This is a genomic window from Nostoc sp. JL33 (genome assembly GCF_017114985.1).
Taxonomy (GTDB): Bacteria; Cyanobacteriota; Cyanobacteriia; order Cyanobacteriales; family Nostocaceae; genus Nostoc.
In genome coordinates this window covers 1-24,581 of the sequence record NZ_JABXKP010000099.1, presented here as the reverse complement: position 1 = coordinate 24,581, position 24,581 = coordinate 1, and the positions used below count along the sequence as shown (strand labels likewise).

At 42.4% G+C, this 24,581-nt stretch carries 26 protein-coding genes and 1 pseudogene; 21 read left to right on the top strand and 6 right to left on the bottom strand.

Annotation, left to right across the window (positions count from 1 at the left end; all coding sequences use genetic code 11):
- Window positions 1-85: 85 nt before the first annotated feature.
- From HWQ23_RS29880 to HWQ23_RS29830, 11 genes are all read left to right on the top strand, one after another.
- Window positions 86-496 carry a RusA family crossover junction endodeoxyribonuclease gene (locus HWQ23_RS29880; RefSeq protein WP_292836942.1) on the top strand — a complete coding sequence of 137 codons (411 nt, stop codon included), beginning with the start codon at window positions 86-88 and terminating at the stop codon, window positions 494-496.
- On the top strand, window positions 493-1,644 hold the full coding sequence (locus HWQ23_RS29875) for a hypothetical protein (RefSeq protein WP_292836940.1): 1,152 nt from the start codon (window positions 493-495) through the stop codon (window positions 1,642-1,644). The genes HWQ23_RS29880 and HWQ23_RS29875 overlap by 4 nt, the downstream gene beginning before the upstream one ends.
- Before the next feature lie 5 nt (window positions 1,645-1,649).
- A complete protein-coding gene (locus HWQ23_RS29870; protein ID WP_292836962.1) occupies window positions 1,650-2,057 on the top strand; it encodes a PIN domain-containing protein in 408 nt (135 codons plus the stop codon).
- Between the two features lie 149 nt (window positions 2,058-2,206).
- A complete protein-coding gene (gene sixA, locus HWQ23_RS29865; protein WP_292836938.1) occupies window positions 2,207-2,701 on the top strand; it encodes a phosphohistidine phosphatase SixA in 495 nt (164 codons plus the stop codon).
- Between the two features lie 107 nt (window positions 2,702-2,808).
- The gene (locus tag HWQ23_RS29860; RefSeq protein ID WP_292836936.1) at window positions 2,809-3,945 is read left to right on the top strand and encodes a citrate synthase; all 1,137 of its coding nucleotides are present in this window, start codon (window positions 2,809-2,811) and stop codon (window positions 3,943-3,945) included.
- Window positions 3,946-4,369: 424 nt separating this feature from the next.
- Window positions 4,370-5,488 carry an NADH-quinone oxidoreductase subunit NuoH gene (nuoH, locus tag HWQ23_RS29855; protein ID WP_292836934.1) on the top strand — a complete coding sequence of 373 codons (1,119 nt, stop codon included), beginning with the start codon at window positions 4,370-4,372 and terminating at the stop codon, window positions 5,486-5,488.
- A gap of 80 nt (window positions 5,489-5,568) precedes the next feature.
- Window positions 5,569-6,153, top strand: coding sequence for an NAD(P)H-quinone oxidoreductase subunit I (ndhI, locus tag HWQ23_RS29850; protein WP_292836932.1), 585 nt, complete (start codon window positions 5,569-5,571; stop codon window positions 6,151-6,153).
- A 111-nt stretch (window positions 6,154-6,264) separates the two neighbouring features.
- Window positions 6,265-6,879, top strand: coding sequence for an NADH-quinone oxidoreductase subunit J (locus HWQ23_RS29845; protein WP_292836930.1), 615 nt, complete (start codon window positions 6,265-6,267; stop codon window positions 6,877-6,879).
- 59 nt (window positions 6,880-6,938) lie between these two features.
- Window positions 6,939-7,244 carry an NADH-quinone oxidoreductase subunit NuoK gene (nuoK, locus tag HWQ23_RS29840; RefSeq protein ID WP_006199065.1) on the top strand — a complete coding sequence of 102 codons (306 nt, stop codon included), beginning with the start codon at window positions 6,939-6,941 and terminating at the stop codon, window positions 7,242-7,244.
- A gap of 6 nt (window positions 7,245-7,250) precedes the next feature.
- Window positions 7,251-8,171: an NAD(+) kinase gene (locus HWQ23_RS29835; protein WP_292836928.1), complete on the top strand. Its 921-nt coding sequence runs from the start codon at window positions 7,251-7,253 to the stop codon at window positions 8,169-8,171.
- Window positions 8,172-8,745: 574 nt separating this feature from the next.
- Entirely contained in the window at window positions 8,746-9,540 is a 795-nt protein-coding gene (locus HWQ23_RS29830; RefSeq protein ID WP_292836926.1) for a GNAT family N-acetyltransferase, read from the top strand.
- A gap of 127 nt (window positions 9,541-9,667) precedes the next feature.
- Here the strand turns inward: HWQ23_RS29830 and HWQ23_RS29825 are convergent, their stop codons facing one another.
- Window positions 9,668-10,057: a RidA family protein gene (locus HWQ23_RS29825; protein ID WP_292836924.1), complete on the bottom strand. Its 390-nt coding sequence runs from the start codon at window positions 10,055-10,057 to the stop codon at window positions 9,668-9,670.
- A 281-nt stretch (window positions 10,058-10,338) separates the two neighbouring features.
- Between HWQ23_RS29825 and HWQ23_RS29820 the strand changes: the two genes are divergently transcribed.
- Window positions 10,339-11,964, top strand: coding sequence for a glycosyltransferase family 39 protein (locus HWQ23_RS29820; RefSeq protein WP_292836922.1), 1,626 nt, complete (start codon window positions 10,339-10,341; stop codon window positions 11,962-11,964).
- 314 nt (window positions 11,965-12,278) lie between these two features.
- Here the strand turns inward: HWQ23_RS29820 and HWQ23_RS29815 are convergent, their stop codons facing one another.
- Together HWQ23_RS29815 and cobU are read right to left on the bottom strand one after the other, a co-directional pair.
- Window positions 12,279-12,704 carry a hypothetical protein gene (locus HWQ23_RS29815; RefSeq protein WP_292836920.1) on the bottom strand — a complete coding sequence of 142 codons (426 nt, stop codon included), beginning with the start codon at window positions 12,702-12,704 and terminating at the stop codon, window positions 12,279-12,281.
- A 45-nt stretch (window positions 12,705-12,749) separates the two neighbouring features.
- Window positions 12,750-13,325 (bottom strand): bifunctional adenosylcobinamide kinase/adenosylcobinamide-phosphate guanylyltransferase, encoded by a 576-nt coding sequence (gene cobU / locus HWQ23_RS29810; RefSeq protein ID WP_292836918.1) that lies wholly within the window; start codon window positions 13,323-13,325, stop codon window positions 12,750-12,752.
- A gap of 216 nt (window positions 13,326-13,541) precedes the next feature.
- On the opposite strand from cobU, the gene HWQ23_RS29805 reads away from it, so the two are divergent.
- The 5 genes from HWQ23_RS29805 (at window position 13,542) to HWQ23_RS29785 (ending at window position 17,797) form a co-directional block, all read left to right on the top strand.
- Window positions 13,542-14,369 (top strand): hypothetical protein, encoded by an 828-nt coding sequence (locus HWQ23_RS29805; protein WP_292836916.1) that lies wholly within the window; start codon window positions 13,542-13,544, stop codon window positions 14,367-14,369.
- Window positions 14,370-14,569: 200 nt separating this feature from the next.
- Window positions 14,570-15,502 (top strand): glycosyltransferase family 2 protein, encoded by a 933-nt coding sequence (locus tag HWQ23_RS29800; RefSeq protein ID WP_292836914.1) that lies wholly within the window; start codon window positions 14,570-14,572, stop codon window positions 15,500-15,502.
- Window positions 15,503-15,525: 23 nt separating this feature from the next.
- Window positions 15,526-16,482, top strand: coding sequence for a glycosyltransferase family 2 protein (locus HWQ23_RS29795; protein WP_292836912.1), 957 nt, complete (start codon window positions 15,526-15,528; stop codon window positions 16,480-16,482).
- Between the two features lie 129 nt (window positions 16,483-16,611).
- Window positions 16,612-17,193, top strand: coding sequence for a hormogonium polysaccharide biosynthesis acetyltransferase HpsU (gene hpsU, locus HWQ23_RS29790; RefSeq protein ID WP_292836910.1), 582 nt, complete (start codon window positions 16,612-16,614; stop codon window positions 17,191-17,193).
- 115 nt (window positions 17,194-17,308) lie between these two features.
- The gene (locus tag HWQ23_RS29785) at window positions 17,309-17,797 is read left to right on the top strand and encodes a hypothetical protein (RefSeq protein WP_292836908.1); all 489 of its coding nucleotides are present in this window, start codon (window positions 17,309-17,311) and stop codon (window positions 17,795-17,797) included.
- A gap of 539 nt (window positions 17,798-18,336) precedes the next feature.
- Here HWQ23_RS29785 and HWQ23_RS29780 read toward each other — a convergent pair.
- Window positions 18,337-19,054: pseudogene (locus HWQ23_RS29780) on the bottom strand (class I SAM-dependent methyltransferase).
- Window positions 19,055-19,234: 180 nt separating this feature from the next.
- Between HWQ23_RS29780 and HWQ23_RS29775 the strand changes: the two are divergent.
- From HWQ23_RS29775 to HWQ23_RS29765, 3 genes are all read left to right on the top strand, one after another.
- Entirely contained in the window at window positions 19,235-19,504 is a 270-nt protein-coding gene (locus HWQ23_RS29775; RefSeq protein WP_365743166.1) for a BrnT family toxin, read from the top strand.
- Complete coding sequence (locus HWQ23_RS29770; protein ID WP_292836906.1) at window positions 19,501-19,806, top strand: hypothetical protein; 306 nt, start codon at window positions 19,501-19,503, stop codon at window positions 19,804-19,806. Before HWQ23_RS29775 ends, HWQ23_RS29770 begins: the two co-directional genes overlap by 4 nt.
- A 275-nt stretch (window positions 19,807-20,081) precedes the next feature.
- A complete protein-coding gene (locus HWQ23_RS29765; RefSeq protein WP_292836904.1) occupies window positions 20,082-21,284 on the top strand; it encodes a sensor histidine kinase in 1,203 nt (400 codons plus the stop codon).
- A 77-nt stretch (window positions 21,285-21,361) separates the two neighbouring features.
- Here the strand turns inward: HWQ23_RS29765 and HWQ23_RS29760 are convergent, their stop codons facing one another.
- The gene (locus HWQ23_RS29760; protein WP_292836902.1) at window positions 21,362-23,632 is read right to left on the bottom strand and encodes a RelA/SpoT family protein; all 2,271 of its coding nucleotides are present in this window, start codon (window positions 23,630-23,632) and stop codon (window positions 21,362-21,364) included.
- Window positions 23,633-23,695: 63 nt separating this feature from the next.
- Window positions 23,696-23,821 (bottom strand): hypothetical protein, encoded by a 126-nt coding sequence (locus HWQ23_RS29755; protein WP_292836901.1) that lies wholly within the window; start codon window positions 23,819-23,821, stop codon window positions 23,696-23,698.
- A 157-nt stretch (window positions 23,822-23,978) separates the two neighbouring features.
- Here HWQ23_RS29755 and patD point away from each other — a divergent pair, with 157 nt between their 5' ends.
- On the top strand, window positions 23,979-24,359 hold the full coding sequence (gene patD, locus HWQ23_RS29750; RefSeq protein WP_292836900.1) for a heterocyst frequency control protein PatD: 381 nt from the start codon (window positions 23,979-23,981) through the stop codon (window positions 24,357-24,359).
- Window positions 24,360-24,581 lie beyond the last annotated feature (222 nt).

Here is a 24,581-nt window from a genome sequence, read left to right as displayed (position 1 = left end):
AGTGTAGACATACTCAATATGATAAGTAATCATTTGTGAAAATTGCTGTAACTTTGTTAACTAATTATAAAGATATGCACTTGGGATGCGAATAATACCTTTTGAATTTCTCATTCCCAGACGGCCTGTTTCGTTACAGACAAAGAAAAGAGAAAATCTTCAGGCATGGAAGAATTTTGTGCGCGTTGAAGCCCAAAAGGTTTGGAAAGATAACAGTCCCATTAAATACGGCGATTTACAACTGACGCTAGTTTATCTTTGTGATGAGTTTCCGGCTGACATCGATAATATTATCAAACCAATTCAGGATGCACTTGTAGACTTAGTTTTTGAAGATGATAGTTTAGTATCAGATGTAGATAGTCATCGTCGTTTTATGTCTGATCCGATTGATATTATAAGTCTACCTTCTTTATTACAGCGTGCTGTCATCACAGGTAAAGAGTGTGTTTATGTAAAAGTGAGTGAATCTCAACCACTGGAAAACTACTTATGATTAACAATACTAAAACTCTATATGATGAAAAGTTAAAATCTTTGGCACAGAAGTACGAAAGTCAAGGATTTCGTGTTTTCAGTGAACCCAAAACAGATGAATTACCATTCGACTTGGGTAACTACCAGCCAGATATGATTGCTATTAAAGATGGCTCAGGTTTGGTAATTGAAGTAAAAACCAGCATCAGCCGAGTGTCAGTTGATCGTTTACAGGCTTTAGCAGAGGAAGTGAGTAAACATCCAGGCTGGCGTTTTTTATTGGTAACGCTTGAAAACATAGAAGCTAAGTCATTACCTGGAACATCCGAACAACTTCCTTCATGGCAAGATTTAGCTGATCGTTTTCACGAAGCTCATAGGCTGATTGAGAATGATGAAATTGAACAAGCCTTTAAAGCAGCCTTCCTTTTGCTATGGAGTACTTTTGAGGGGGCGTTAAGAAAGCGAGCAGTTGATGTGTTAATTCCTATTGAACGTTTTCCAGTTATAGGATTACTAAGACATCTGTACTCTTTGGGAGAGTTATCAATCTCTCAATTTGACCTTGCTCAAGCTTGTTTTGAAGTTCGTAATCGTCTTGCTCACGGATATATTGAAAACCTAACGTTGCCAGTTGTATATAATTTTGACAATTTGGTTCGTGAATTGTTAGCGGAATGGAAAGTCAAATTCGATATTAGTCAACTTTCATCAGAGAATCTAGCTGCTTTTCGTGCCTGGTTTGCCGAATTCGATGCAGCAGCCTGGGATAAACGACAAGAATTAATCCAAAATTTATTCAATCATAAAAGCCTTCTTTTAGCACTAGAATTAAATAGAGATTTAAGAAATGACAAACTAAAGAAAGAATTAAACGTAAACGACGAACAGCTTATAAATGTCGAATGGGATGTTAGTCTACTTTCACCAGAGGATCTCGCCGCATTTCGTGCCTGGTTTACGGAATTCGATGCAGCAGCCTGGGATAAACAGATTGAAAAAGATGTGGCTCAACAAGAAACCCTATCGTCTATTACTGACAGTCCAACCTTAGAACCTTTAACCGGCCTTGACTCCTGGACTCAGAGTTTAATAGGTGTAATCGAGCTAGGAGAAGAAAATCCGACAGAAAATTATGTGGATTATTTAGAGGAGAAATACGGTTGAAACGGGTGTTGTTCGACAGCGATGTGTTGCTCGATATTTTGGCACAGCGTCAACCATTTATCGTAGCTTCTGCACAAGCATTAAATACAGTAATGCAGAATCAAGTACAAGGTTATGTTTCAGGTCATGCAGTAACCAATATTTTCTATATTCTGCGTCGTCAAGTTGGTAATGAAGTAGCGCGTGAACTATTAGCAAAATTATTGCAGCACCTTCAAGTTGCCAGCGTAACAGATGAAGTTATTCGGCAAGCTTTGAATAGCCCAATTAAGGATTTTGAGGATGCGGTAACGAGTGCTGCGGCTCTTACGGCAAGTTTAGAAATAATTGTGACGCGAAATACACCTGATTTTGTGGCTTCTTTAGTTCCGGCAATGCTGCCAGATGAGTTTTTGACAAGGCTATCTGAGTGATCCTAAATTCATAACACTGCACTGTACCGGACAAATGGCAGATCAACGAATACGTAATAATGATTAAGATTAGGATAGGTTAATTCACACCAAGCGTAACTCCTAACTAAGCAAGGGCTACGCCCCACTACGCTAATAAAACTAAAAGTATGGAACTATATTTAATTCGTCATGGCATCGCCGAAGACAAGGGATTAGGCATCAAGGATGAGGAGCGCAGCCTTACCAAAGAAGGACGGCAAAAAACTGAGAAAGTTGCCCACAAACTTGTTAAATTAGGTTTAAACTTTGATTTAATTCTCACCAGTCCCTTAGTGCGTGCCCGCCAAACGGCTGAAATCCTCATAGCAGAAAAACTCAGCTCCCAGTTAGAGGAATCTAACTACCTTGCCCCCGATGGTCAAATTTCTAGTTGGCTCAAAGACTGGTTAAAGCCGAGGAATTATTCCCAAAATACCCAACTGGCGCTGGTTGGACACGAACCTGATTTGACCAATTGGGCAGAAATTCTCCTATGGGGGGAAGTCAAAGCAAGCTTAGTCTTGAAAAAAGCAGGTATGATTGGGATAAAACTACCAGAAACAGGTTCTCCTCTGGGTCGTAGTCAGATGTTTTGGTTGACACCACCCAAGTACCTGCTATAACAGTTTTTCAACATTTTCGATTGTTGTTAGAACGGCTACTGTTATGGCGACAATAATTTCTGGTAAGTTAGCTTGATCAGATATTTCAAAAAGCGAATGGTGGTGCCATGATGGTGTGCGAATACAAGCCTGGTTTAGAAGGCATTCCCGCCGCCCAATCAAGTATCAGCTATGTTGATGGGCAAAAGGGAATACTAGAATATCGTGGCATTCGGATTGAAGAACTAGCAGAAAAAAGTACGTTCTTGGAAACTGCTTATCTCTTAATCTGGGGCGAACTTCCAAGCAAGGAAGAATTAAAAGCATTTGAGCATGAAGTTCGTTACCACAGGCGAATAAAATACCGCATTCGGGACATGATGAAATGCTTTCCAGAAAGCGGTCACCCAATGGATGCCTTGCAAGCCTCTGCTGCTGCTTTAGGCTTGTTTTATTCGCTCCGGGATTTACATAATCCTGCCTATATTCGAGATTCGGTGGTACGCCTGATAGCAACCATTCCCACGATGGTAGCTGCGTTCCAACTGATGCGAAAAGGCAATGACCCTATACGTCCCCGTGATGACTTAGACTACTCCGCCAACTTTCTATACATGCTCGATGAGAAAGAACCCGATCCTCTAATGGCGCGAGTTTTTGATATCTGCTTGATACTTCAGGTTGAGCATACAATGAATGCTTCCACTTTCAGTGCCAGGGTGACAGCTTCCACCTTAACTGATCCTTACGCGGTGGTTGCTAGTGCCGTGGGAACCTTGGGAGGGCCCCTGCATGGTGGAGCCAATGAAGAAGTAATTCAAATGTTGGAAAAAATTGGCTCTGTGGAAAATGTCCGTCCCTACATAGAGGATTGTCTGGAACGCAAAGCGAAGATTATGGGGTTTGGGCATCGTGTTTACAAAGTGAAAGACCCACGAGCGACAATCTTACAAGGACTAGCAGAGCAACTGTTTGAGAAGTTTGGGCATGACAAGTTCTATGACATTGCCCTAGAGATGGAACGAGTGGTAGAGGAAAAACTTGGTAGCAAAGGGATTTATCCCAATATTGACTTTTACTCCGGTTTGGTGTATAGGAAGATGGGAATTCCCACAGACTTGTTTACGCCAATATTTGCGATCGCCCGCGTTGCCGGTTGGTTAGCCCACTGGAAAGAACAACTAGCAGAAAACCGGATTTTCCGTCCGACTCAGGTTTATAACGGTCTGCACGAAGTTACTTATCTCCCCATTGACCAACGTTAAATGGGCAGGGGGCAATTCAATGCAAGGATTTTGGATTGACGATAGCGCCACGGAGAGCGAGTCCGCGTACTCCTGCGGAGGACAAGCTAGCAAGAGCGTCTGTCTGCGACACGCTATTCGCGTTCGTAGAGAGCGTCTTTTGGATTAAATTTCAATTCTTTAATCCAAAATCTAAAATCTAAAATTCTTACTCCCCTCATCCCCGCGTCTCCTCAATAGCCAATCTCAATGCCAACCATAAGTAGAAGTTCTCATCTCGCTTTAGAGGGCTAAAACCATCCAAGGATATACTAGGCATGGGAATTAGCAACAAATCTTCAATCAAGCATCATCTGGGCAAAAATTAAAAATGGGTGAATTTACAGGTATTAATTCAACTAATAGTTGTAATTCACCATGACTCGATGTCTTAAAGAGCGGAAACATGAACTCAGGAATTGACCTCCAAGGAACTTTTATTGAATCCCTCCGGGATTTAGGTATACCAGCAGGAACAGCCAAAGCGATTTGGATGCCACTGCCAATGATACTGATGCTGATTGGGGCAACAGTGGGGGTATTAGTTGCTACTTGGCTAGAACGAAAAATTTCCGCCGCCGCACAGCAGCGAATTGGGCCAGAATACCAAGGGCCTTTTGGGTTGCTGGTACCTGTAGCGGATGGTTTGAAGTTGGTATTTAAGGAAGATATAGTACCAGCCAAATCTGACCCTTGGCTGTTTACCCTTGGCCCAATTATTGTTGTGATTCCGGTGTTTCTGTCATTCCTGATCGTCCCCTTTGGGCAGAACATCGTAATTAGCAATGTCGGCATGGGCGTATTCTTGTGGATTGCCTTGTCAAGCATTCAACCCATTGGTTTGTTGATGGCTGGCTACGCATCTAATAACAAATACTCCCTCTTAGGGGGGTTGCGGGCAGCAGCGCAATCTATTAGTTATGAAATTCCTTTGGCGCTGGCGGTATTAGCGATCGCTATGATGTCTAATAGCCTCAGCACCGTTGATATTGTCAATCAGCAGTCTGGCTACGGCATCCTGGGTTGGAACATTTGGCGACAACCAATCGGTTTCCTGATCTTTTGGATAGCCGCCCTAGCTGAATGCGAACGATTACCCTTTGACTTACCCGAAGCAGAAGAAGAACTGGTAGCAGGCTATCAAACTGAATACTCAGGCATGAAATTCGGTCTGTTCTACCTGGGTTCCTACGTTAACTTGATCCTTTCTTCCCTACTAGTAGCAATTCTCTACTTGGGCGGTTGGGACTTTCCCCTTCCCCTCAACCTGATCGCTGGTTGGCTGGGAGTCAGTGAAGCAAATCCCGTCTTCCAGATAGTAACTGCGGCTTTGGGTATCATTATGACCGTGTTCAAAGCCTATTTACTAGTGTTTGTCGCCATCCTCTTGCGTTGGACAGTGCCACGGGTACGGATTGACCAACTGTTAGATTTAGGATGGAAGTTTTTGTTGCCAGTTGGTTTGGTTAATCTCTTATTAACCGCCGCGCTGAAACTAGCCTTTCCCTTCGCCTTTGGCGGGTAAGCCAATTTTAGATTTTAGATTTTGGATTAAGTCTGAAATCTAAAATCCAAAATCCAAAATTGAAAAGAGAGAGACACAAAATGCTAAAGTTCCTAAAACAAGTTGGTGATTACGCCAAAGAAACGGTACAAGCTGCGCGTTACATTGGTCAGGGGCTTTCTGTCACCTTCGATCATATGCGGCGGCGTCCGATTACCGTACAGTACCCTTACGAGAAACTGATTCTTGGCGAACGGTTTCGCGGTAGAATTCACTTTGAATTTGATAAGTGCATCGCCTGCGAAGTTTGTGTTCGCGTTTGTCCGATTAACCTGCCTGTAGTAGATTGGGAATTCGACAAAGCCAGCAAAAAGAAAAAACTCAATCACTACAGCATTGACTTTGGAGTTTGTATCTTTTGCGGTAATTGTGTGGAATTTTGCCCTACTAACTGTCTATCCATGACAGAAGAGTATGAGCTTGCCACTTACGATCGCCATGAATTGAACTATGACAGCGTGGCGCTGGGTCGTTTGCCCTATAAGGTGACAGATGACCCAATGGTTACACCACTGCGCGAACTAGTTTACCTACCCAAAGGCATCCTCGAACCACATGGATTGCCCGCAGATGCACCGCGTCCAGGTGCGCGTCCAGAAGACCTAGTAGAACAAACAGAAAAATAAATGTCATTTGTCTTTTGTCCATTGTCCTTTGTTATTTAACCAATGACTAATGACTAATGACTAATGACCAATGACCAATGACCAATGACAATTGACTAAGGACAGAAAACAGTGAATCTAGCGGAAGGAGTACAGTTAGTATCACTTGGCATACTGGGCGTGATGATGATTGGGGCGGCCATTGGCGTGGTGCTGTTCTCTAGCATCGTCTATTCTGCCTTTATGCTGGGGGGCGTGTTCATCAGCATAGCGGGAATCTACCTGTTGCTAAATGCTGATTTTGTTGCAGCTGCACAAATACTAATTTACGTTGGGGCGGTTAACGTGTTGATTTTGTTTGCCATTATGTTGGTGAACAAACGGCAGGATTTTGTAGCATTTCCCAACTCTTGGGTGCGGAAAGTATTAACGGGTGTAGTCAGTGTAGGATTGTTTGGTCTTTTAAGTACGATGGTGCTGGCAACCCCCTGGGCTTACTCAACTACTCCTGTGGTGAGTGGTGAAAGTTCTATAGTTTTGATTGGAGAACATTTCTTCACTGACTTTTTATTGCCTTTTGAACTGGCTTCCATTTTGCTGCTGATAGCGATGGTAGGAGCAATTATTTTGGCACGTCGCGAGTATTTGCCAGACCTATTGACACCATCCAAACTGGGGCAAACTGTTTTGACTTTGCAAGAACGCCCCAGAGAACTGGTATCAACAACCAGCGAAACAAAAGAGTAAGATTTGCGACTTCATTCGCAGAGAAACAGCCAGATTTTTGAGGAGGAATACCCAGATTCATGCAACTCCAGTACTTTTTATTACTAGCAGCAGCTTTATTTTGCATCGGCATCTATGGCTTAATTACCAGCCGCAACGCTGTGCGGGTGCTGATGTCAATTGAGTTACTGCTCAATGCTGTTAATCTGAATTTAATGGCATTTTCCAACTTCCTCGACTCAACATTAATCAAGGGTCAGGTTTTCACAGTATTTGTGATCACCGTGGCGGCAGCCGAGGCGGCGGTGGGTTTAGCGATCGTGCTTGCCATTTATCGCAACCGTGATACCGTCGATATGGAGCAGTTTAATCTCCTGAAGTGGTAATTGTGCGTGCAACTCAAGCAGGTAATCATTGCTTATAAAGCGCGGGATGCCCGAAGTAAAGAATGGGCAGAAATCTGTGCTAAACAACTAGAAAGTCGCGAGTGCCAAGTGTTGATGGGGCCTAGCGGGCCGAAAGACAATCCCTATCCTGTCTTTTTGGCTTCAGCAGCTCAACCAATCGATCTCGCCTTGGTACTCGGTGGCGATGGTACTGTTTTAACTGGTGCCAGACATTTAGCCCCAGCTGGCATCCCTATTCTGGGAGTGAATGTGGGAGGCCATCTGGGGTTTTTAACTGAGTCGGTGGAAGAGTTTCAGGATACAGAGAAAGTTTGGGATCGGCTGTTTGAGGATCGCTATGCTATCCAACGGCGGATGATGTTACAAGCTGCGGTGTATGATGGTCATGGGTCTAATTTGGAACCAGTGAGTGAGCATTATCTGGCTTTGAATGAATTTTGTGTCAAACCGGCCTCGGCTGATCGGATGATTACCTCAATTCTGGAAATGGAAATTGACGGTGAGGTAGTCGATCAATACGTCGGGGATGGGTTAATTATTGCTACTCCCACAGGTTCTACTGGTTACACGGTTTCCGCCAATGGGCCAATTATCCATGATGGTATGGAAACAATTACCATCACTCCGATTTGTGCAATGAGCCTTTCTAGCCGCCCCCTCGTTTTACCCCCTGGTTCTGTGGTGAGTATTTGGCCTTTGGGGGATTACGATTTGAGTACCAAGCTGTGGACAGATGGGGTTTTAGGAACTTCAATTTGGCCAGGACACCGCGTTGATGTGCGGATGGCAGATTGTCGGGCTAAATTTATTATTTTGCGCGAGAACAATTCCTACTATCAGACGCTGCGGGAGAAGTTACTTTGGGCAGGTACAAGGGTTCACTACACCAACAATCACCGTAATTAATTCAGTATTTTAGAGTGCATTTACCGCAGATTGCGTAGGCGTAGCCCGCCTTCGGCATCGCCTTCGGCATCGCAACCAAAATTATCCAAGCCCCTGGATTCATCCGGGGGCTTTCTGCCCTGATTTTGACTTTACCTCGTACCTCGTTCCCAGTCTCCGGCTGGGAATGCTCCTCATTGAGGCTCCGCCTCCCTTGCTGGCGGCTCTGCCGCCAGGAGCAGCATTTCTAGCCTCTGGCTAGAAACGAGGTTTTAAAGGAGTTTGAGCTTAAGTTGACACCTATGAGGAATGCTGTGCCCCTACGAGAAATCTATATGTACCTGGGTTTGTGTGAAATGGTATGACTTGCATTTATCAAAGGAAAATTTTGTATCTTATTGCCAGATTTTTTGGAAATTAATGTCCATAATAAAAGCACTCTACCCCTAATTCAAGAGAGTAAAAAAGCTCTCTATAGGTTCTTTTATCGAAAACTGTCCCGATCATGCTTCGACACATTAATGCATAATGTGAGCTATTTGTATAGTGCCTAAATCCTAGTAGAATATTTTCGCAAATCTAAGTAGGAAGATAGATGGAAGTTTCTGGATGCAACATCAATTATTCACTGAATCCTCCTCCCACTCTTGAAGATTTCCCCGTCCTTCAAACTGAAAAATATACCCTACGGCTGGCATCAACTGAAGAAGAATTAGAATCAATTTTTCGGTTGCGCTTTCAAGTTTTTAATCTTGAACTAGGCTTAGGATTTTCTGCTTCTAACTTTACCCAGATGGATATAGATAAGTTTGATGAAGTTTGCCATCATTTAATCCTGATCTCCAACCAAACGGGTAAAACGATTGGAACTTATCGAATGCAAACCTATGCAATGGCTTCTCAAAGACTAGGCTTTGATGCTGCCGATATATTTAATCTTAATGCAATTCCCAATTCTGTGCTTCAGGCATCAGTTGAAGTTGGGCGTGCATGTATAGCTAAAGAATACCGCAACAGTCAGGCACTTTTACTACTCTGGAAAGGACTAGCAAATTATCTCATCTGGAGTAAAAACCAATATTTCTTTGGCTGTGCATCATTACTAACACAATCTCCTTGGCAAGCTACTTACGCTTATAATTATTTTCAGCAGAATGGCTTGATGCATCCGAGTATTTTGGTTTATCCCAATTCACAATATTGCCTAGAATTGCCTCAAAATTACCATGATTCATATCATATGGAAATTCCGAAAGTTTTGCAGGCATACTTGAATATTGGAGCTAACATATGCAGCCTTCCAGCTATTGATCGGCAGTTTAAGACTATTGATTTTTTAACTATATGTAATAGTAAAGACTTCCTCAGATGGCGTTACCAAATTTTGTGACAATTCTCTTTTAAACTAACGATGTTCAGGCGCAGGCAGCTAGAGGAAGAAAGTTTGCACTACGGAGACTAGAATAATCGGAATATTTCAGCCTAGTTTAGCATGAGATATTTGATGTTTATCATTCTTAATCTAGAGCGATCGCATCAACTTCAACTTCAATTAACATCGCTGGATCAACTAGCGATTTCACTTCTACCATAGTTGAAGCTGGTGGATTTTCTCCAAAGAATTCTTGATGTGCCCGTCCAAATTCAGCCCAACAGCTAATGTTTGTAACGAACATCCGAGTTCGCACAACATTGCTTTGATCAGCGCCTAAGTCTTGTAAAGATTTTTGGATAATTTCAAAACAGCGCTTTGCCTGTGCATAAGCATCGCCAGGAGCAAAAACACCTCCTGTGGTATCAACTGGTGCAGTACCAGAAATATAAATATGGCTTCCGACTCTTATGCCTCGACAGTAACCTACTTTCGACTCCCAGGATGCACTAGAAAATGTCCGCTTAAGTTGCATGATAAACCTAATTTATTACCAATTTATGATATCTTACTCCACATCCATATCTCCGTTTCATAACCAAAGCGAGTTTTGCGGTATTTGATACAACCTTGTGTAATTGTTTTCAGAGTTAATAGAAGAGAGATGTTTATTGTCAATCTTTCAAATCAGATGACTCTCACTCAAAGTACCTTAACAATGTCTGATGAACAAACTCAGATATAATTCCTAGCGAAGGTATCTCATTGAGTCCACCTGACTGGATTATTTTAGGCAAATTATTGGGAAAACTACTTATGCGCCATCTCAAATTTACTCCGAGTTGGTTGCGATTTTTAATTATTTTATTATTGGCGATGGGTATATTGTTTCGCTTTTCTAACCTTGATAGCAAAGTTTACTCGCATGATGAAACTTATGCCTCATTGCGGATTTCTGGTTACAGAATTAATCAAGCAGAACAGCAACTTTTTAAGAATCGTGTGATTAGCGGAGAAAGTTTTGCCCAGTTTCAAGGTGCAAATCCAAAAAAAAGCTTAAATGATACAATTATGTCTTTGGCAAAAGAAGATTCTCAGCATCCACCGTTGTATTATGTAATAGCCAGATTCTGGATGCAAATGTTTGGTAATTCGGTGACGGCGATTAGAAGTTTATCTGCCTGTATGAGTTTGCTGGTTTTCCCTTGTGTTTATTGGCTATGCCGAGAATTATTTAATGTGCCATTATCGGTTCCTGGTGTAGCGATCGCACTCATGTCAATTTCTCCAATTCATCTAGTATACGCCCAAGAAGCACAAGAATATATTCTCTGGCTAGTCACTATATTACTATCCAGTGCGTCTCTGCTGCAAGCAATGCGGCTGGAATCACAAGATAAAGATGAGCTAGTAAAAAAACGACAACGACCAGATTTATTCGCTATTTGGAGCATTTATGCAGTAACTTTAGCCATCAGTCTTTATACATTTCTTTGGAGTGGATTTGTAGCAGTTGCTCACGGAATTTATGTAATGATCACTGCCAAATTTAAGTTGACTGAAACTGTCAGAACTTATCTGCTAGCATCACTGGTAGGTTTTTTAGCCTTCATGCCTTGGATAACAGTTGTGGTAGGTAACTTTTTTCAATTTTTGATTTCAGCAGATAAGACAACAACGCAATCATCTTTGACGCCTATATTTCCATTTTTCCTGATGCAGTTAAGCCGGATTTTTTTTGATATAGACCTTAGCTCAGACAACCCTCTGCGCTATTTAATTACACCAATTTTTTTAACTTTGGTTGGATCTTCAATTTATTTTATTTGCCAAACAACTAACTATAAAGTCTGGTTGTTTATCATTATATTAATTGTAGTGCCAGCACTACCCCTAATACTGCCAAGTTTAATTGCTGGGGGTATACGCTCATCTGCCGAACCATATTTAATACCATCTTATTTAGGAATCGAAGTGGCTGTTGCTTATCTACTAGCTACGCAACTATATAATCAGAACGTGTCACGCCGGAGCATTTGGCAGATAATTATGGCATTAGTGATTATTTGCGGTCTGATTTCTTCTAAGGTGAGTTCCCAGGCAGAAACTTGGTGGAATAAGGGTATGAGCTATGACAATCCACAAGTTGCCCAAATCATCAATCAAACGACTCGGCCACTTTTGATTAGTGATGCTTTGGGTAACAATTATGGGAATGTCTTTTCTCTAAGCTATCTTTTGAAACCAGAAGTGCAATTTCTGTTGGTGAACAACCAAAAAATTCCCAAAATTCCTGATGGGTTTGCTGATGTATTTTTATTCAATCCTTCTGATACTTGGCGCGAAAAAATCGAAAAAAAGTATAAATTACAGACAGATAGTGTTTACAGTGACAAATATTATTCGGTCTGGAAGTTAGCTAAATCTCCTAAGCTGCGGTAATCTCATATACCTGGCAAAAATATTATCAAAAATCAATTGGGGAATAAAGCACCTTTTCAAGCAATACCATTTAGTTAAGGCTTAACTCTTTGTCAAAGTCAATTTTTAACGAACCGCGTACTCCTGCGGAGCACAAGCTACGCGCAGCGTCTCCAAGAGTTGGACGCGTTCGCGTAGCGTCTCGTAGAGAAGAACGCGAAGAAAGAGAAGGAAGAAATACTTAACTGAACTGTATTGCCTTTTCAAGTTGTTTTTATCAGTGTGATTTTGCTAATAAAACTTGTCCAACGCCAAATTCCCAACCCCCAAGTGAACTAAGAGATTTCCAAATTATCTACAAGCCGATTGCGAATTCTTTTGAGTTGGTCTTGAGTCTTAATTGGCTCTCGCGGTGCTGGTAATTCGGTATTAGGCCAGTTAGGTAAATCATTGCAGGGACATAACAATGCCGGCATCCCGACATTTCGCGCGGCTACTGGCATACTGCAACGCCCACAAGGCATCATATCCCATGCTGGTGTCAACAGTTGAGCAATGCTTTCATGTGTACCCTCCAGGTAACAATCACCCGATTCCGGTGAGATAATTTTCTGCCAGCATTCTTCAAATTCTTCACTATAGCGATCGCCATTTAGCACCGATAGGGGCAAAAAGCTTGCCTTACCGTTACCCGTAATCACTTTCTTACCCAACTGGAACCAGTAGGCAAGGTATCCTCTAACTTCTTCTTTGGTTGCCATATTACAATTTTAGATTTAAGATTTTAGATTAATTTGAATCAAAAGTTAAGAATCTTGACTTCTGAATGCTCCAACATCCCCTCTATTTGGCAATGGATAACCAAGGATGCTGAGATTGAGAACATGACCACCAGTAACTAAATAAACAGTATTGCTGAGTACACCCAGCTGGCGCACTAAAGAACCCAGGCGATCGCGGAACGTCCTCCCAAGGGGATAAGCTGGTACTACACCCCAGCCCACCTCTTCTGCTACAAACACCATATCAGCAGCAACTAACTCCACCGTTTCTAACAACTCTGCAAGGATGTTTTCCCAGCTAGATTCATCGAGTTCCAGGAGATTAGCAACCCAAGTTCCTAAAGAATCAACTAAAAGGCAGGTATAGGGTTTGGCATCAGCGAGGGTAGAAGACAGTTCCACAGGTACAGATAAAGTTACCCAGTCTTGGGGACGACGTTGTTGGTGTTCTAAAATGCGTAGATGCCATTCTTGGTCATCTGGGTTATCGGTGGCTGTTGCTACGTAAACAACTGCTTTTCCTGACTGCATGGCCAGAGTTTCCGCCCATTCACTTTTACCAGATCGTGCTGGCCCTGTTACTAAGATGATTTTACCCAAAGTTTTTTCCTGACTATTTTAACAATATGTCTATGGTTGCAATTTCTCGCCGCAGTTTTTTACTTCATCGGTGAGATTTTTGATTTTAAATAACTTTTAAGAGATAAAATTAGCACCAGCATCATTAATGCTCCAACTGGCAAAAGCCAAAAATCCCAACAACCCCATTTTTAATTATTTAATACCACTGGGGACAGCAAACTTTAGGATATCTTTATGAACGCAGGCTTAAAACGCATAGAAGCAACTCTACACGATTTAGGGAATCGCGGCACTGCCTCTGCCGCCGAAACAGGTGATTCGACGACAAAACGACCTTTCTCTTTTAGAATCAGCGTCGGAGCCAACGAACCCACAGAAAATACACAAACTCCATCTTCCCAGGATGGGGAACTCAATACACAAGCAAAAACAGTTGACTTGAGCGTAGATACCGAGAGTAATTATTCTCACGAACAAAATTTCTTTCCTCACCATGACTCTGTGCAGACCTTTCAAACAGAAGAGAATGGGAGCAAAACACCCAGCCTACCCAAGCTGAAAACTCCCAGCTTTAGTAGCCATCGCCACGGTGCCAATCCAGCATTGGCGATGAATCTATTGCAAGAAATTCAGGAAACTGTCGCCGATTGGCAAACAGAACTGCAAAATATAGTGAAGCAAATTCAGGATATTTACTTAGAAGGCCCAATTGTCAATGGCTGGTTAGAATCTAATCCCGAAGAAGCAGAATCGGCAGGAACCGCAACACTACGTCATGCAGAAGTTGGCCGCTTGATGAACTACGTAGAAGAAATTTGCGCGAATGGGGAGAAAATATCCTATCAATCATCTATTACTGGCTACCGCCTCTGTGGTGTAGACGATACTGGTAAAGTCTGGTCGCGCCCATGTCCATCAGATCAGGTTGCCAATGTTAGTATGGCGATCGCTCGTTACCAAAAGTTACGTCAACTGTTAGGGCGCAAGCAATCCTTGGAAACCCGCCTTAGTCAATTAGCCCAAACTCTGGTTGTTTTACACAGTCATATTCAACAAACGTAAAGTTTTAAAGATTATTTCCGAAGAAACTCGGTTGGTGGGTCAGTAACTTTTGGTTTAGATTAACTCTCAGCAGTTATGCATTGGATTTAAGATTTTAATCTAAAATCGTTCGACTAAGCGTAGCCGTACCCCTCCGGAGAAGCAAGCTACGCGTAGCGTTCCGCAGGAAAGTCCCAAATCTCAAATCCTAAATTAAATCTATGCCAAACACCCAAATCTCTGCCATTATCTGTACCCACAATCGAGATACCTATTTAGGGGCTGCAATTGATAGTCTTTTAGCGCAGGATTTTGCTGCTGACTTTGAAATTGTGGTAGTTGATAATGGATCTAGCGATCGCACTCGTGAGGTTGTAGAACAAAGAACCCACAATCCGCGCCTAAAGTATGTCTTTGAACCCATTATTGGTTTATCTGTCGCCCGCAACACGGGTGCAAAAGTAGCTAGTAGTGATATTCTGGCTTATCTGGATGACGATGCTGTAGCCTGCGATCGCTGGCTACAAGTTTTATATTTTGCCTATTACAATAATTCTAAACTAGCGATCGCAGGTGGCAAAGTCACTCTCATCTGGCCCCCAGGAATCCAGCAACCACGGTGGCTATCTCCGGGACTAGCTGCAAATCTGGGTGCATACGACTTGGGTAACAGTAACATCTACATCGAGCAACCTGGCTCAACACCCAGAGGCTTAAATTACTCCATCCGCCGCAGTTTCCTAGAAGAAATTGGCGGTTTTGATCCTCATCTTGGTCGAGTCGGCAAAAATCTATTATCAAATGAAGAACTGCAAATGACCGAATTTGCCCTACAGCGTGGTTGGCAAGTCGCTTATCTTCCCGAAGCGCTAGTCGCTCACAATGTTGCTCCAGAACGCCTCCAACGCTCCTGGTTTTTAAACCGAGGCTGGTGGCAGGGTATTAGTGAATGCTATCGAGAACAACTCGCTGGTAAAGCTGGTATCGCTCAATTGCAACGAGGTAGCGAACGGTTTGTACGCGGATTGTATAAGGCATTGCAATATTTCTCTGATCCAGCAGAACGGTTTGATAAACTTGTTTATGCTTACGGTCAGATTGGTTACTTAAATGCTGCTATTCAAGGTCTTTTATCCACATCAAATAAGAAATAACCAATAACATAATTTATACTCATATGTCATCTAAAATACCAGTTTCAGTTTTAATTCCGGCAAAAAACGAACAAGTAAACTTGCCTGCCTGCCTAGCTAGCCTCATCAGAGCAGATGAAATATTTGTAGTAGATTCTCAAAGTAGCGACAACAGCATTGAAATTGCTAAAAGTCACGGTGTAAATGTCGTGCAATTCGACTTCAATGGACGCTGGCCCAAAAAGAAAAATTGGTCTTTAGATAATCTACCTTTTCGCAACGAATGGGTGCTAATTGTAGATTGTGATGAGCGCATCCCTCCCGAACTTTGGGAAGAAATTGACCAAGCAATTAAAAACAAAGAATATGCAGGTTATTATCTCAACCGCCGCGTATTTTTCTTAGGAAAATGGATTCGTTATGGTGGGAAATATCCCGATTGGAATCTACGTTTATTTCAACATAAAAATGGTCGCTACGAAAATCTAAATACAGAAGATATTCCCAATACTGGTGATAACGAAGTTCACGAACATGTGATTTTGCAGGGGAAAGTTGGGTATCTCAAAAATGATATGCTCCACGAAGACTTCCGCGACCTTTACCACTGGTTAGAACGACACAACCGTTATTCCAACTGGGAAGCTAGTGTTTATTTTAATATTCTCACAGGTAAAGATGATAGCGGTACTATCGGCGCTAATCTATTTGGTGATGCCGTGCAACGCAAGCGCTTTTTGAAAAAAGTCTGGGTACACCTGCCATTTAAACCCATTTTGCGGTTTGTTTTATTTTATATTATTCAACGCGGTTTTTTGGATGGCAAAGCAGGATATATTTATGGACGCTTGCTGAGTCAATATGAATATCAAATTGGCGTTAAACTTTACGAATTACGCAACTGTGGTGGTCACTTAAATACTGCAACTATCTCGAAGGAAGGAGATGGAGAGCAGGGAAGTACTTGTGCAGATGAAAAGCTATTGACCATTGACTCCTAACTCTGCCAATTTTAGATTTTGAATTTTGGATTTTGGATTGAAAGAAAAATTTAAAATCTAAAATAGTTCGATTCAGCGCTGACGCAAAAGTCTAAAATCTAAAATCTAAAATCTAAAATCTAAAATTGAATGACAAATGACCAACCTTTCGTAGATTTACGCAAATATGACCAATCTTGGTTTGACCGAGGCCGTCCAAGTTGGTATATTTTGTTATGGTGGTTTGTACAAGCGATCGCCTTTCCTCTGACTCCTCAACCGTTAAATAATCTGCGTTGTGCTTTACTACGACTATTTGGCGCTCGGATTGGCAAAGGCGTATTAATTCGACCCACCGCCCGCTTCACCTATCCTTGGAAAGTTACCATTGGCAACTACAGTTGGATTGGAGATAACGTAGTTTTATACAGCCTCGATCAGATATACATCGGTGAACACTGCGTAATATCCCAAAAAAGTTACCTATGTACTGGTAGTCATGATCTCCAAGACCCTGCCTTTGGGTTGAAAACAGCGAGTATCACCATTGACAATGGTGCATGGGTAGCAGCAGATTGTTTTGTTGGGCCGGGAGTGCAAATCGGGGCTAATGTTGTGATTGGCGCTCGTAGTAGTGTTTTTACTAATATGCCCTCTGGGCAAGTTTGTTGGGGAAGCCCCTGTCGTCCCAAGACGGTTCGGATAAAACTTGATCCCCCCACAACCCCGTAATTTGATGGACGAGGTTCCAAGCCTCCCTCATCTCCCCCTACCTTCTAAATCCCCAAGCAAGACAGTAAGTAGCAGTGGTAATATGTTTTCATGGCTGCTCTAATCCTTGCTATTGATGAACAAACTATTGGATGAAACGCTGTCAATCAAAATTGCTGAACACATAAACAGCAGAGCTAGCACTCCGTTTGATAATGCTTACAAAGCAGCATTGTCCACTGAGGGGGCAAAATATATTCAGGGATTTTTAGCTTTTCCTGGGAAGCCATACAAACCGATTGAACACAGTTGGATTGAGGTAGACGATATTTCGGACAATGGCTCTCTTGTACGCATTATCGATCCCACATTACCGCACCTGAACAAAAATCCCCAAGAACTCTGGTATTTTGCAGCACAAAGACTGACGATTAAAAAACTCAAAGCGATCATTGAAGAATCGAAAGAAGATTATCCAGAAGATGATCCATTACCAATCTATGGTGATCCACCTTATGAATATTACGGTGATGTAATGTTAGGTGGTCAAGACTATTTAGCAGCATATCAAGCCGCAGAGGCTAAGTGCAGAGAAATCAACGAACTCAACCCTGAAAGGAACTAACAAAAGTGAATTGAATAATTCGTAATTACGAATTATTCAATTGGAGAATTCTGGCGACTGACTCCTGAATTCTGTTTTGTTAAAATATCCCGATAAAAACCAGGATATAGAAGAGATTGCTGAAGGACTCGGAAATAGTTAAAAACAAACTACCATGACAACAGCACTAGACCAAATAAATAGCTTTTTTCACGCTATTTTAAGGAAAGAAGTAGTTCAAATTTCTCAAAGTTATATTCCTAATACCAATTCTGTATGAAGATGCACATAATCAGTCCCCCCTTCACAAGGGGGGACGGCGTAGCCGGGGGGTAAATATATGCAGCTTCACAAAGAAACGGTATAAAGAGAACAGCTACGTTTTTGTAGAAGGGCCTCGCTACTCTACTATAGGCCAGACCAATCCCAGCAAAGCCGCCCGTGCGTTCAAACGATATCATCTTATTTATTGCTGTTTTGTTACTATCAAGCTGTTAATGCTATAAATACCCATTGGAGACAGGCAAATCCCTAATCTAGGCATCCAAAATCTAAAATTTTTACAGCCAGCCACCGAACACCGCCAGACCATAATATTTCCAAGGTACTGCAACTATCTTAAATCCAGCTTTGCTCAACATTTGTAAATGAGTATCTAAGCTAGCTAGCTGGTCTTGACTAGAGTACCCTTGGGTAGTACTGATGCCACGTTTAGCGCAAATCTCTGTTAAACTAATTCCCTGTTGAAGTGACCATTCTTCTCGTGCCGCCTTATAAACTTCTGCTAAGGCTGGTGATTCTGGTAAAGTAGGGTCTGCATTCCAAAAACAGCCGTCTTGAGTGAGGCTAGCAGCAATTCGCCTAAATAACTTTAATTTCAATCTCGTCCTGTAGATGGTGAATTGCCAAGGATGAGACACAAGCATCAAATTCGCTACCAATATCAAACTTCTCTGGATTATCTGCCCAGTCGCCAAAGTCTGCTTGTGTACCAGTCCAGTGTTGCTGATATCCTGCTGCTGTGATTTTATCTTGGGCAAATTGCAGCATTCGCGGTGAGTAATCTAAGGCAACTACTTGGGCATCTGGAAAGCGGTTGAGTATCTTGAGACTAAGTTCGCCTGTGCCACAGCCTAATTCTAAAATACGCTGACTTGTGGAAGGCACACAACGGGCAATTACCTCCAGCATTTCATCGTATCGCGGTAACAGTTGGCGAATACCAGTGTCAAAATCAGCCGTGTTAGCGAATACCTCTCCGGGAAATACATTTTGCATGGGAATTGGAACTTATAGGTACACTAATCAATATTAATCATCCATCATTACCGAGGTATATGGTACAAGGTTGGGAGGAACTTTTAGTATTAAAATATATGGACTAAAATATACTTTTTCAAAAACAACCTACAATATTATTGAGAGGCTTGCTAAATTCGTCATAGTGAGGGTAATTCTGTGGAATTGGGGTTTGAATGGCATGAAAAAAAAGCCAAAGAAAACCTCAAGAAGCATGGAATTAGCTTTGAGGAAGCAAAAACTGTATTCAATGACCCGTTTTCGATTACTATCACTGATCCTGACTACTCAATTGAGGAAGAACGATACATTGATATTGGTCTTTCTTTACGAGGAGAGTTACTCGTTGTAGTTTATACAGAACGTCAATCCAATATTCGCATTATTCAGTTGCCGCCAAGCCACAAAAGCAGAACGGAAAGTTTATGAACAAAGTTAATTCTGAGCAGCCTGATATCACGGATAACGATATGCTTCCAGAGTACGATTTCACAGATGGTGTTCGTGGAAAGCATTACCAAGCTTATCGGCGTGGACATACTGTTACTATTCATCAAGCTGATGAGACAACTGTTGTACACCGCTTTACCCTTGAAGATGGGGCAGTAATGCTTGATCCCGATGTACAGGAATATTTTCCTAATGGAGAAGTTGTCAATCAGGCTTTATGCACATTGATTAGTCTGTTCCCGAAAAATAACGAATCGATTACACCTCAATCTGTTGAATAATCTGCATTGTTTCCACGTTGTTTTTGTATGTCCGTAAAAACTCAGAGATGCGATTAATCGCGTTTATGCAAAATATATATATAAATACACTGACAATTTTAATGGTGTTGAGTTGTCGTATTATGTCTGTAACATAACCTATCTTGTGAAGCGATCGCTCTGGCGTTGATCCTGAAATAAGCTAACCTCTATCTTCTGTCAGGTGCGAACTTGACATCAAACCTACTAATCTACCTCTAGTAGAAAAGGCTTCCCTGTCTTTGGTTAGGCAAAAGATGGATTTTAGTGAGACTCTAATTGCGAAAAGTGATGCCATTCTTGATCAATGGGTAGAAGCGGTTTACCAAGATCAAGAAATTGAAGCTACTAATGAACTTACTTTCAAAGCTGTACGGGATAGCTTACCCCGCGTTTTGAAAGCATTAGGAACAGTACTTTCTGAATCTGCAACCAGCGATTTGCAGACAGTAGTAGATGCAAGTTTAGAACACGGCACACTTCGCGCTCAACAGGGATTTGAACCAGCAGAAATTGCGCGAGAGTATCGTTTACTCCGGTTTGTGATTTTTTCCTTTTTAGAAGAAGATTTATTACAGGGATCTGCACAAGAGGTACTAAGGGCTGTTCGCCTGATTGATACAGTAATTGATGAAGCGATCGCGCGTTGCTTTAACAGTTATACTCAAGGACGATTACAAGAGCTTAAACAACTCCAAAGTCAGTTGCGCTTGACTAACCAAGAGCTAACTCGTTTGGTTCGCGCTAATAAAGATAGCCTCTCTCATTTGGCTCATGAACTGAAAACGCCCCTGACTTCAATCATCGGTTACGCAGACTTATTTCTGCGCCAGCAGCGTCAACAACCAGAACTCAAAGACACTTATACAAATCTTGAAAGTATCGAGCGAGTTCTTAAGAGTGGTAGACTTCTTGTGCGGTTAATTAACGATACTCTGGAAATTTCACGCTATGATGCCGGACAGATGAAATTCCAGCCTACTTTAACCGATGTGCGTAGTTTAATCAACTTTGTTTTAGAGATGATTGAGCCATTAGCGCGGGCTAAAGAATTATCCTTGGTTGTTGAATGCGATCGCGCCCCAAGTCAACTTATCACAGATCCTCTTCGGCTTCAGCAAATTCTGACAAATCTGCTGAGTAACGCAATCCGCTACACAGAATCTGGTTCAATTCATTTGGAGTGCTGGACGGTATCTCAACAGCAGTGGGCTATCTCTGTTACTGATAGTGGTATTGGTATTTCTCCAGATGCTCAAACACAAATTTTCAATCCTTATTTTCGGGAAATAACTGCTCCCCAAGTGCAAAGTTCTGATGGTACAGGATTAGGTTTAGCAATAGTCTCTCGATTGGTTCAGTTAATGGATGGTGAAATTAAAGTAGATTCACAGCTAGGAAAAGGATCTACATTTACAGTAATTTTGCCATTAGAAACCATCGCCTATGACCAGGGCTGATTATTTCAAGGAAATTTGAAAATTAAATCACAACTTAAACTGGTGCGTTACACTGCGTTAACGCACCCTAAGGACATCTACTCGTCAATTTGACCAACGCGACGGATATTCAAAATGTCGCTCATTTTCTTAATTTGGACGAATACTTGTTCTAGTTGAGAGCGATCGCGTATATCTATTCCTAAGTCGATCAATGCAGGTTGACCAATAGAGGTTTTCACCTGAGCATGGCGGACATTGATCCCTTGGTCACTCAACCGTGACAAAATATCCTTTAGTACCCCTACGCGGTCAAGGGCTTCAATTTGAACATCCACTGGATAGGTGTGCGGACGACCACTATTTTCGGCGGCTGGGTTCCACCTAACTGGTACTAAGCGCTCATACTCCACAGTCTCCAGATTATGGCAGCCTTGGCGATGAATTGAAATCCCCCTACCTCGCGTCACTACACCAATAATTGGTTCGCCAGGAATCGGGGTACAACACCCAGCTAAATAATACACCAACCCTTCCACCCCAACAATTGGCGAATCTGTGGAGCGTGAGGTAGTTGGAGGTGCATCTCGCAAAGCTTTTGATGTAGTTGGTTCTTTGGGGATAAATAAAGGCACAGTGGAAACTGGTTGCTGTCCCTTCGCAACTTCTCGCCAGCGATTTAACACTAAGTTCAACGTAACTTCTCCGTAACCCAAACCGGCAAGTAAATCGTCCACGCTATGATAGTTACACTTTTCGGCGACAGTCTCCATCGCATCCGACTTCAGCAGACTATCAAAACCAGTTTTACCAAGTTCCTTTTCTAACAATTCCCGTCCACGAGCTACATTTTCTTCTCGGCGCGATCGCTTGTACCATTGTTTTATCCGATATTTCGCCGCCGAAGTCCTGACGAAGTTCAACCAATCCAAACTCGGATGGCAGTTCTTTTGGGTCAGAACTTCTACAATATCGCCATTGTGCAGCCGCGTTGACAGTGGCACCATTCGCCCATTCACCCGCGCCCCTGAACAATGGTTCCCGACTTCGGTATGAATGCGATAAGCAAAATCTATAGTGGTAGCACCAGGACTTAAAGGAACAACATCCCCCTTAGGGGTGAAAACATAGACATCATCTTCAAATAAATTATCTTTGACGCTATCAAGATATTCTTGTGCATCCTTGAGATCAGTTTGCCATTCCAGCAGTTGCCGTAGCCAAGTAAACTTGTCATCCGTCCCTGTCAAATGGCTAATACTAGAACCTCCCGTTTCTTTGTACTTCCAATGGGCGGCAATCCCGTACTCGGCGATATGATGCATTTCGATTGTCCGAATTTGCACCTCTAAAGGACGGCCAGTTAGTCCAATCACCCCAGTATGCAACGACTGGTAACGGTTAGGCTTTGGCAGTCCAATATAGTCCTTAAATCTTCCAGGAATTGGGCGAAAAGCATCATGAACCACCGCCAACGCCCGATAGCATTCCTCATTGGTTTGAACAATAATCCGCAGCGCCGCCAAATCGTAAATTTCATGAAATTCCTTTTGCTGGCGGTGCATTTTTTGGTAAATGCTATAAAGGTGCTTGGGACGACCACTAAGATCGTGGCAGTCGATTCCGGTTTGCTGCAAACGTTCTCGCAAAATGTCTGTAGCTTTGGCCAATTTCTCTTCTCGCGCCGTCCGTTTTTCGGAAACATGCTCCTGCATTTGGCGGAAAGCTTCTGGTTCCAAATACTTAAAAGCCAAATCTTCCAGTTCCCATTTAATTCGCCAAATCCCCAAGCGATTCGCTAAGGGTGCAAAAATATCTCGCGTTTCTTGGGCACTGCGGCGGCGGCTGGCCTCTGACATGTATTGTAAAGTTCGCATATTATGCAAACGGTCTGCTAATTTCACCACAATTACCCGAATATCTTGCGCCATTGCCAAAAACATCCGCCGGAAATTTTCCGCTTGGCTTTCGGTTTTGCTGGTGAAATTGATTTTAGAAAGCTTGGTGACACCTTCGACCAATTGCCGTACTTCTGGGCCAAAGCGCTCTTCTATGTCTTCACTTGTAACTTCTGTATCTTCAACGACATCATGGAGAAATCCAGCTGCTATCATAGCAGCACTACCTCCCAAATCATGTAGCAATTCAGCTACAGCAATGGGATGAGCAATGTATGGTTCTCCAGATTTGCGGTATTGACCTTGATGCAGTTGGTAAGCAAATTCAAATGCGCGACCAATTAAGACTGCATCATTATGTCTTCGGTCATCTTCGACTGCGCCGCTAGTTGTCGATGACTCCTTCAAACATTTTTTTAACCATTCGGGAATCGCAAGATCAACTGATGAATTTATTGCTATGCTGCTCATACAATTAGGTTTAGAGAGGATCGGTAGATAAGTGAAAAATAAATAAAACTAGCAGCATCGTCGTCAAAAGATGCTGTTGCTCGAAAAAACAGTGTCAGGATGATTCTCTAATTGCCGATAGCGTAGTGTAAAGCCTTTTGGCATAGCTTCAGCTTCGCTGAGAGCGACGTAAGAGCATCTGGTAGTCATCCAATTTGAGTTTCAAGAATCATAAATTTCAAAATCCATTGATGGCAAACAAAGCCTCAAATCACAACTTGAGGCTTTTAGTGCTGATAAACGCTTAAGTAAAGTTTATTGTAGAAGAAAAATTACTTGACATTAATACTATCTTAACTACCACTGGATGTCTTTAAATCGTGAGAAATATCAGGCATTTGTAACCTTACTAGAGCAATTACGCTCCGATGCCACAAGCACGCAAATTCTTACACCCGAACTGCGGCAAGGTGTAGCCTCGTTGCAGCAATTCTTTCGGCAGCAGATTGTGCCTCTGGCTGATGTTGGCGACGAAGCCTCTTTGCAAGGAGAAGCCTGGCGAGTGCAGTCTTACCAAACGGAGATGAGCAAGCAATTGCGGCTGTTGGAAATAGATGTGATGTTTTTGCAAGGAGCGCGGCAAGCATCTACTGCACAAACGAGACTTCAAGCGATTAGCGATCGCTTGACAACCCTGATTCAATACTGTGATGCGATTCTGCAAGCAGAAGCGGAAGGAGAAAAATAACAATTGTTTACCTTTTTCTCTAATTAATCCATCATCTCATTTATGACCTATACTGAAAAGTTATTTTGGCAACAAGTTTTAAATGGCAAAGGGGAGTAGGGAATGGGGAGTAGGGAATGGGGGAAAAATTCTTATAACTCCAAACTCCAAACTTCAAACTCCAAACCCCTAACTCCTAACTCCTAACTCCCCACTCCCCACTCCCCACTCCCCACTCCCCAC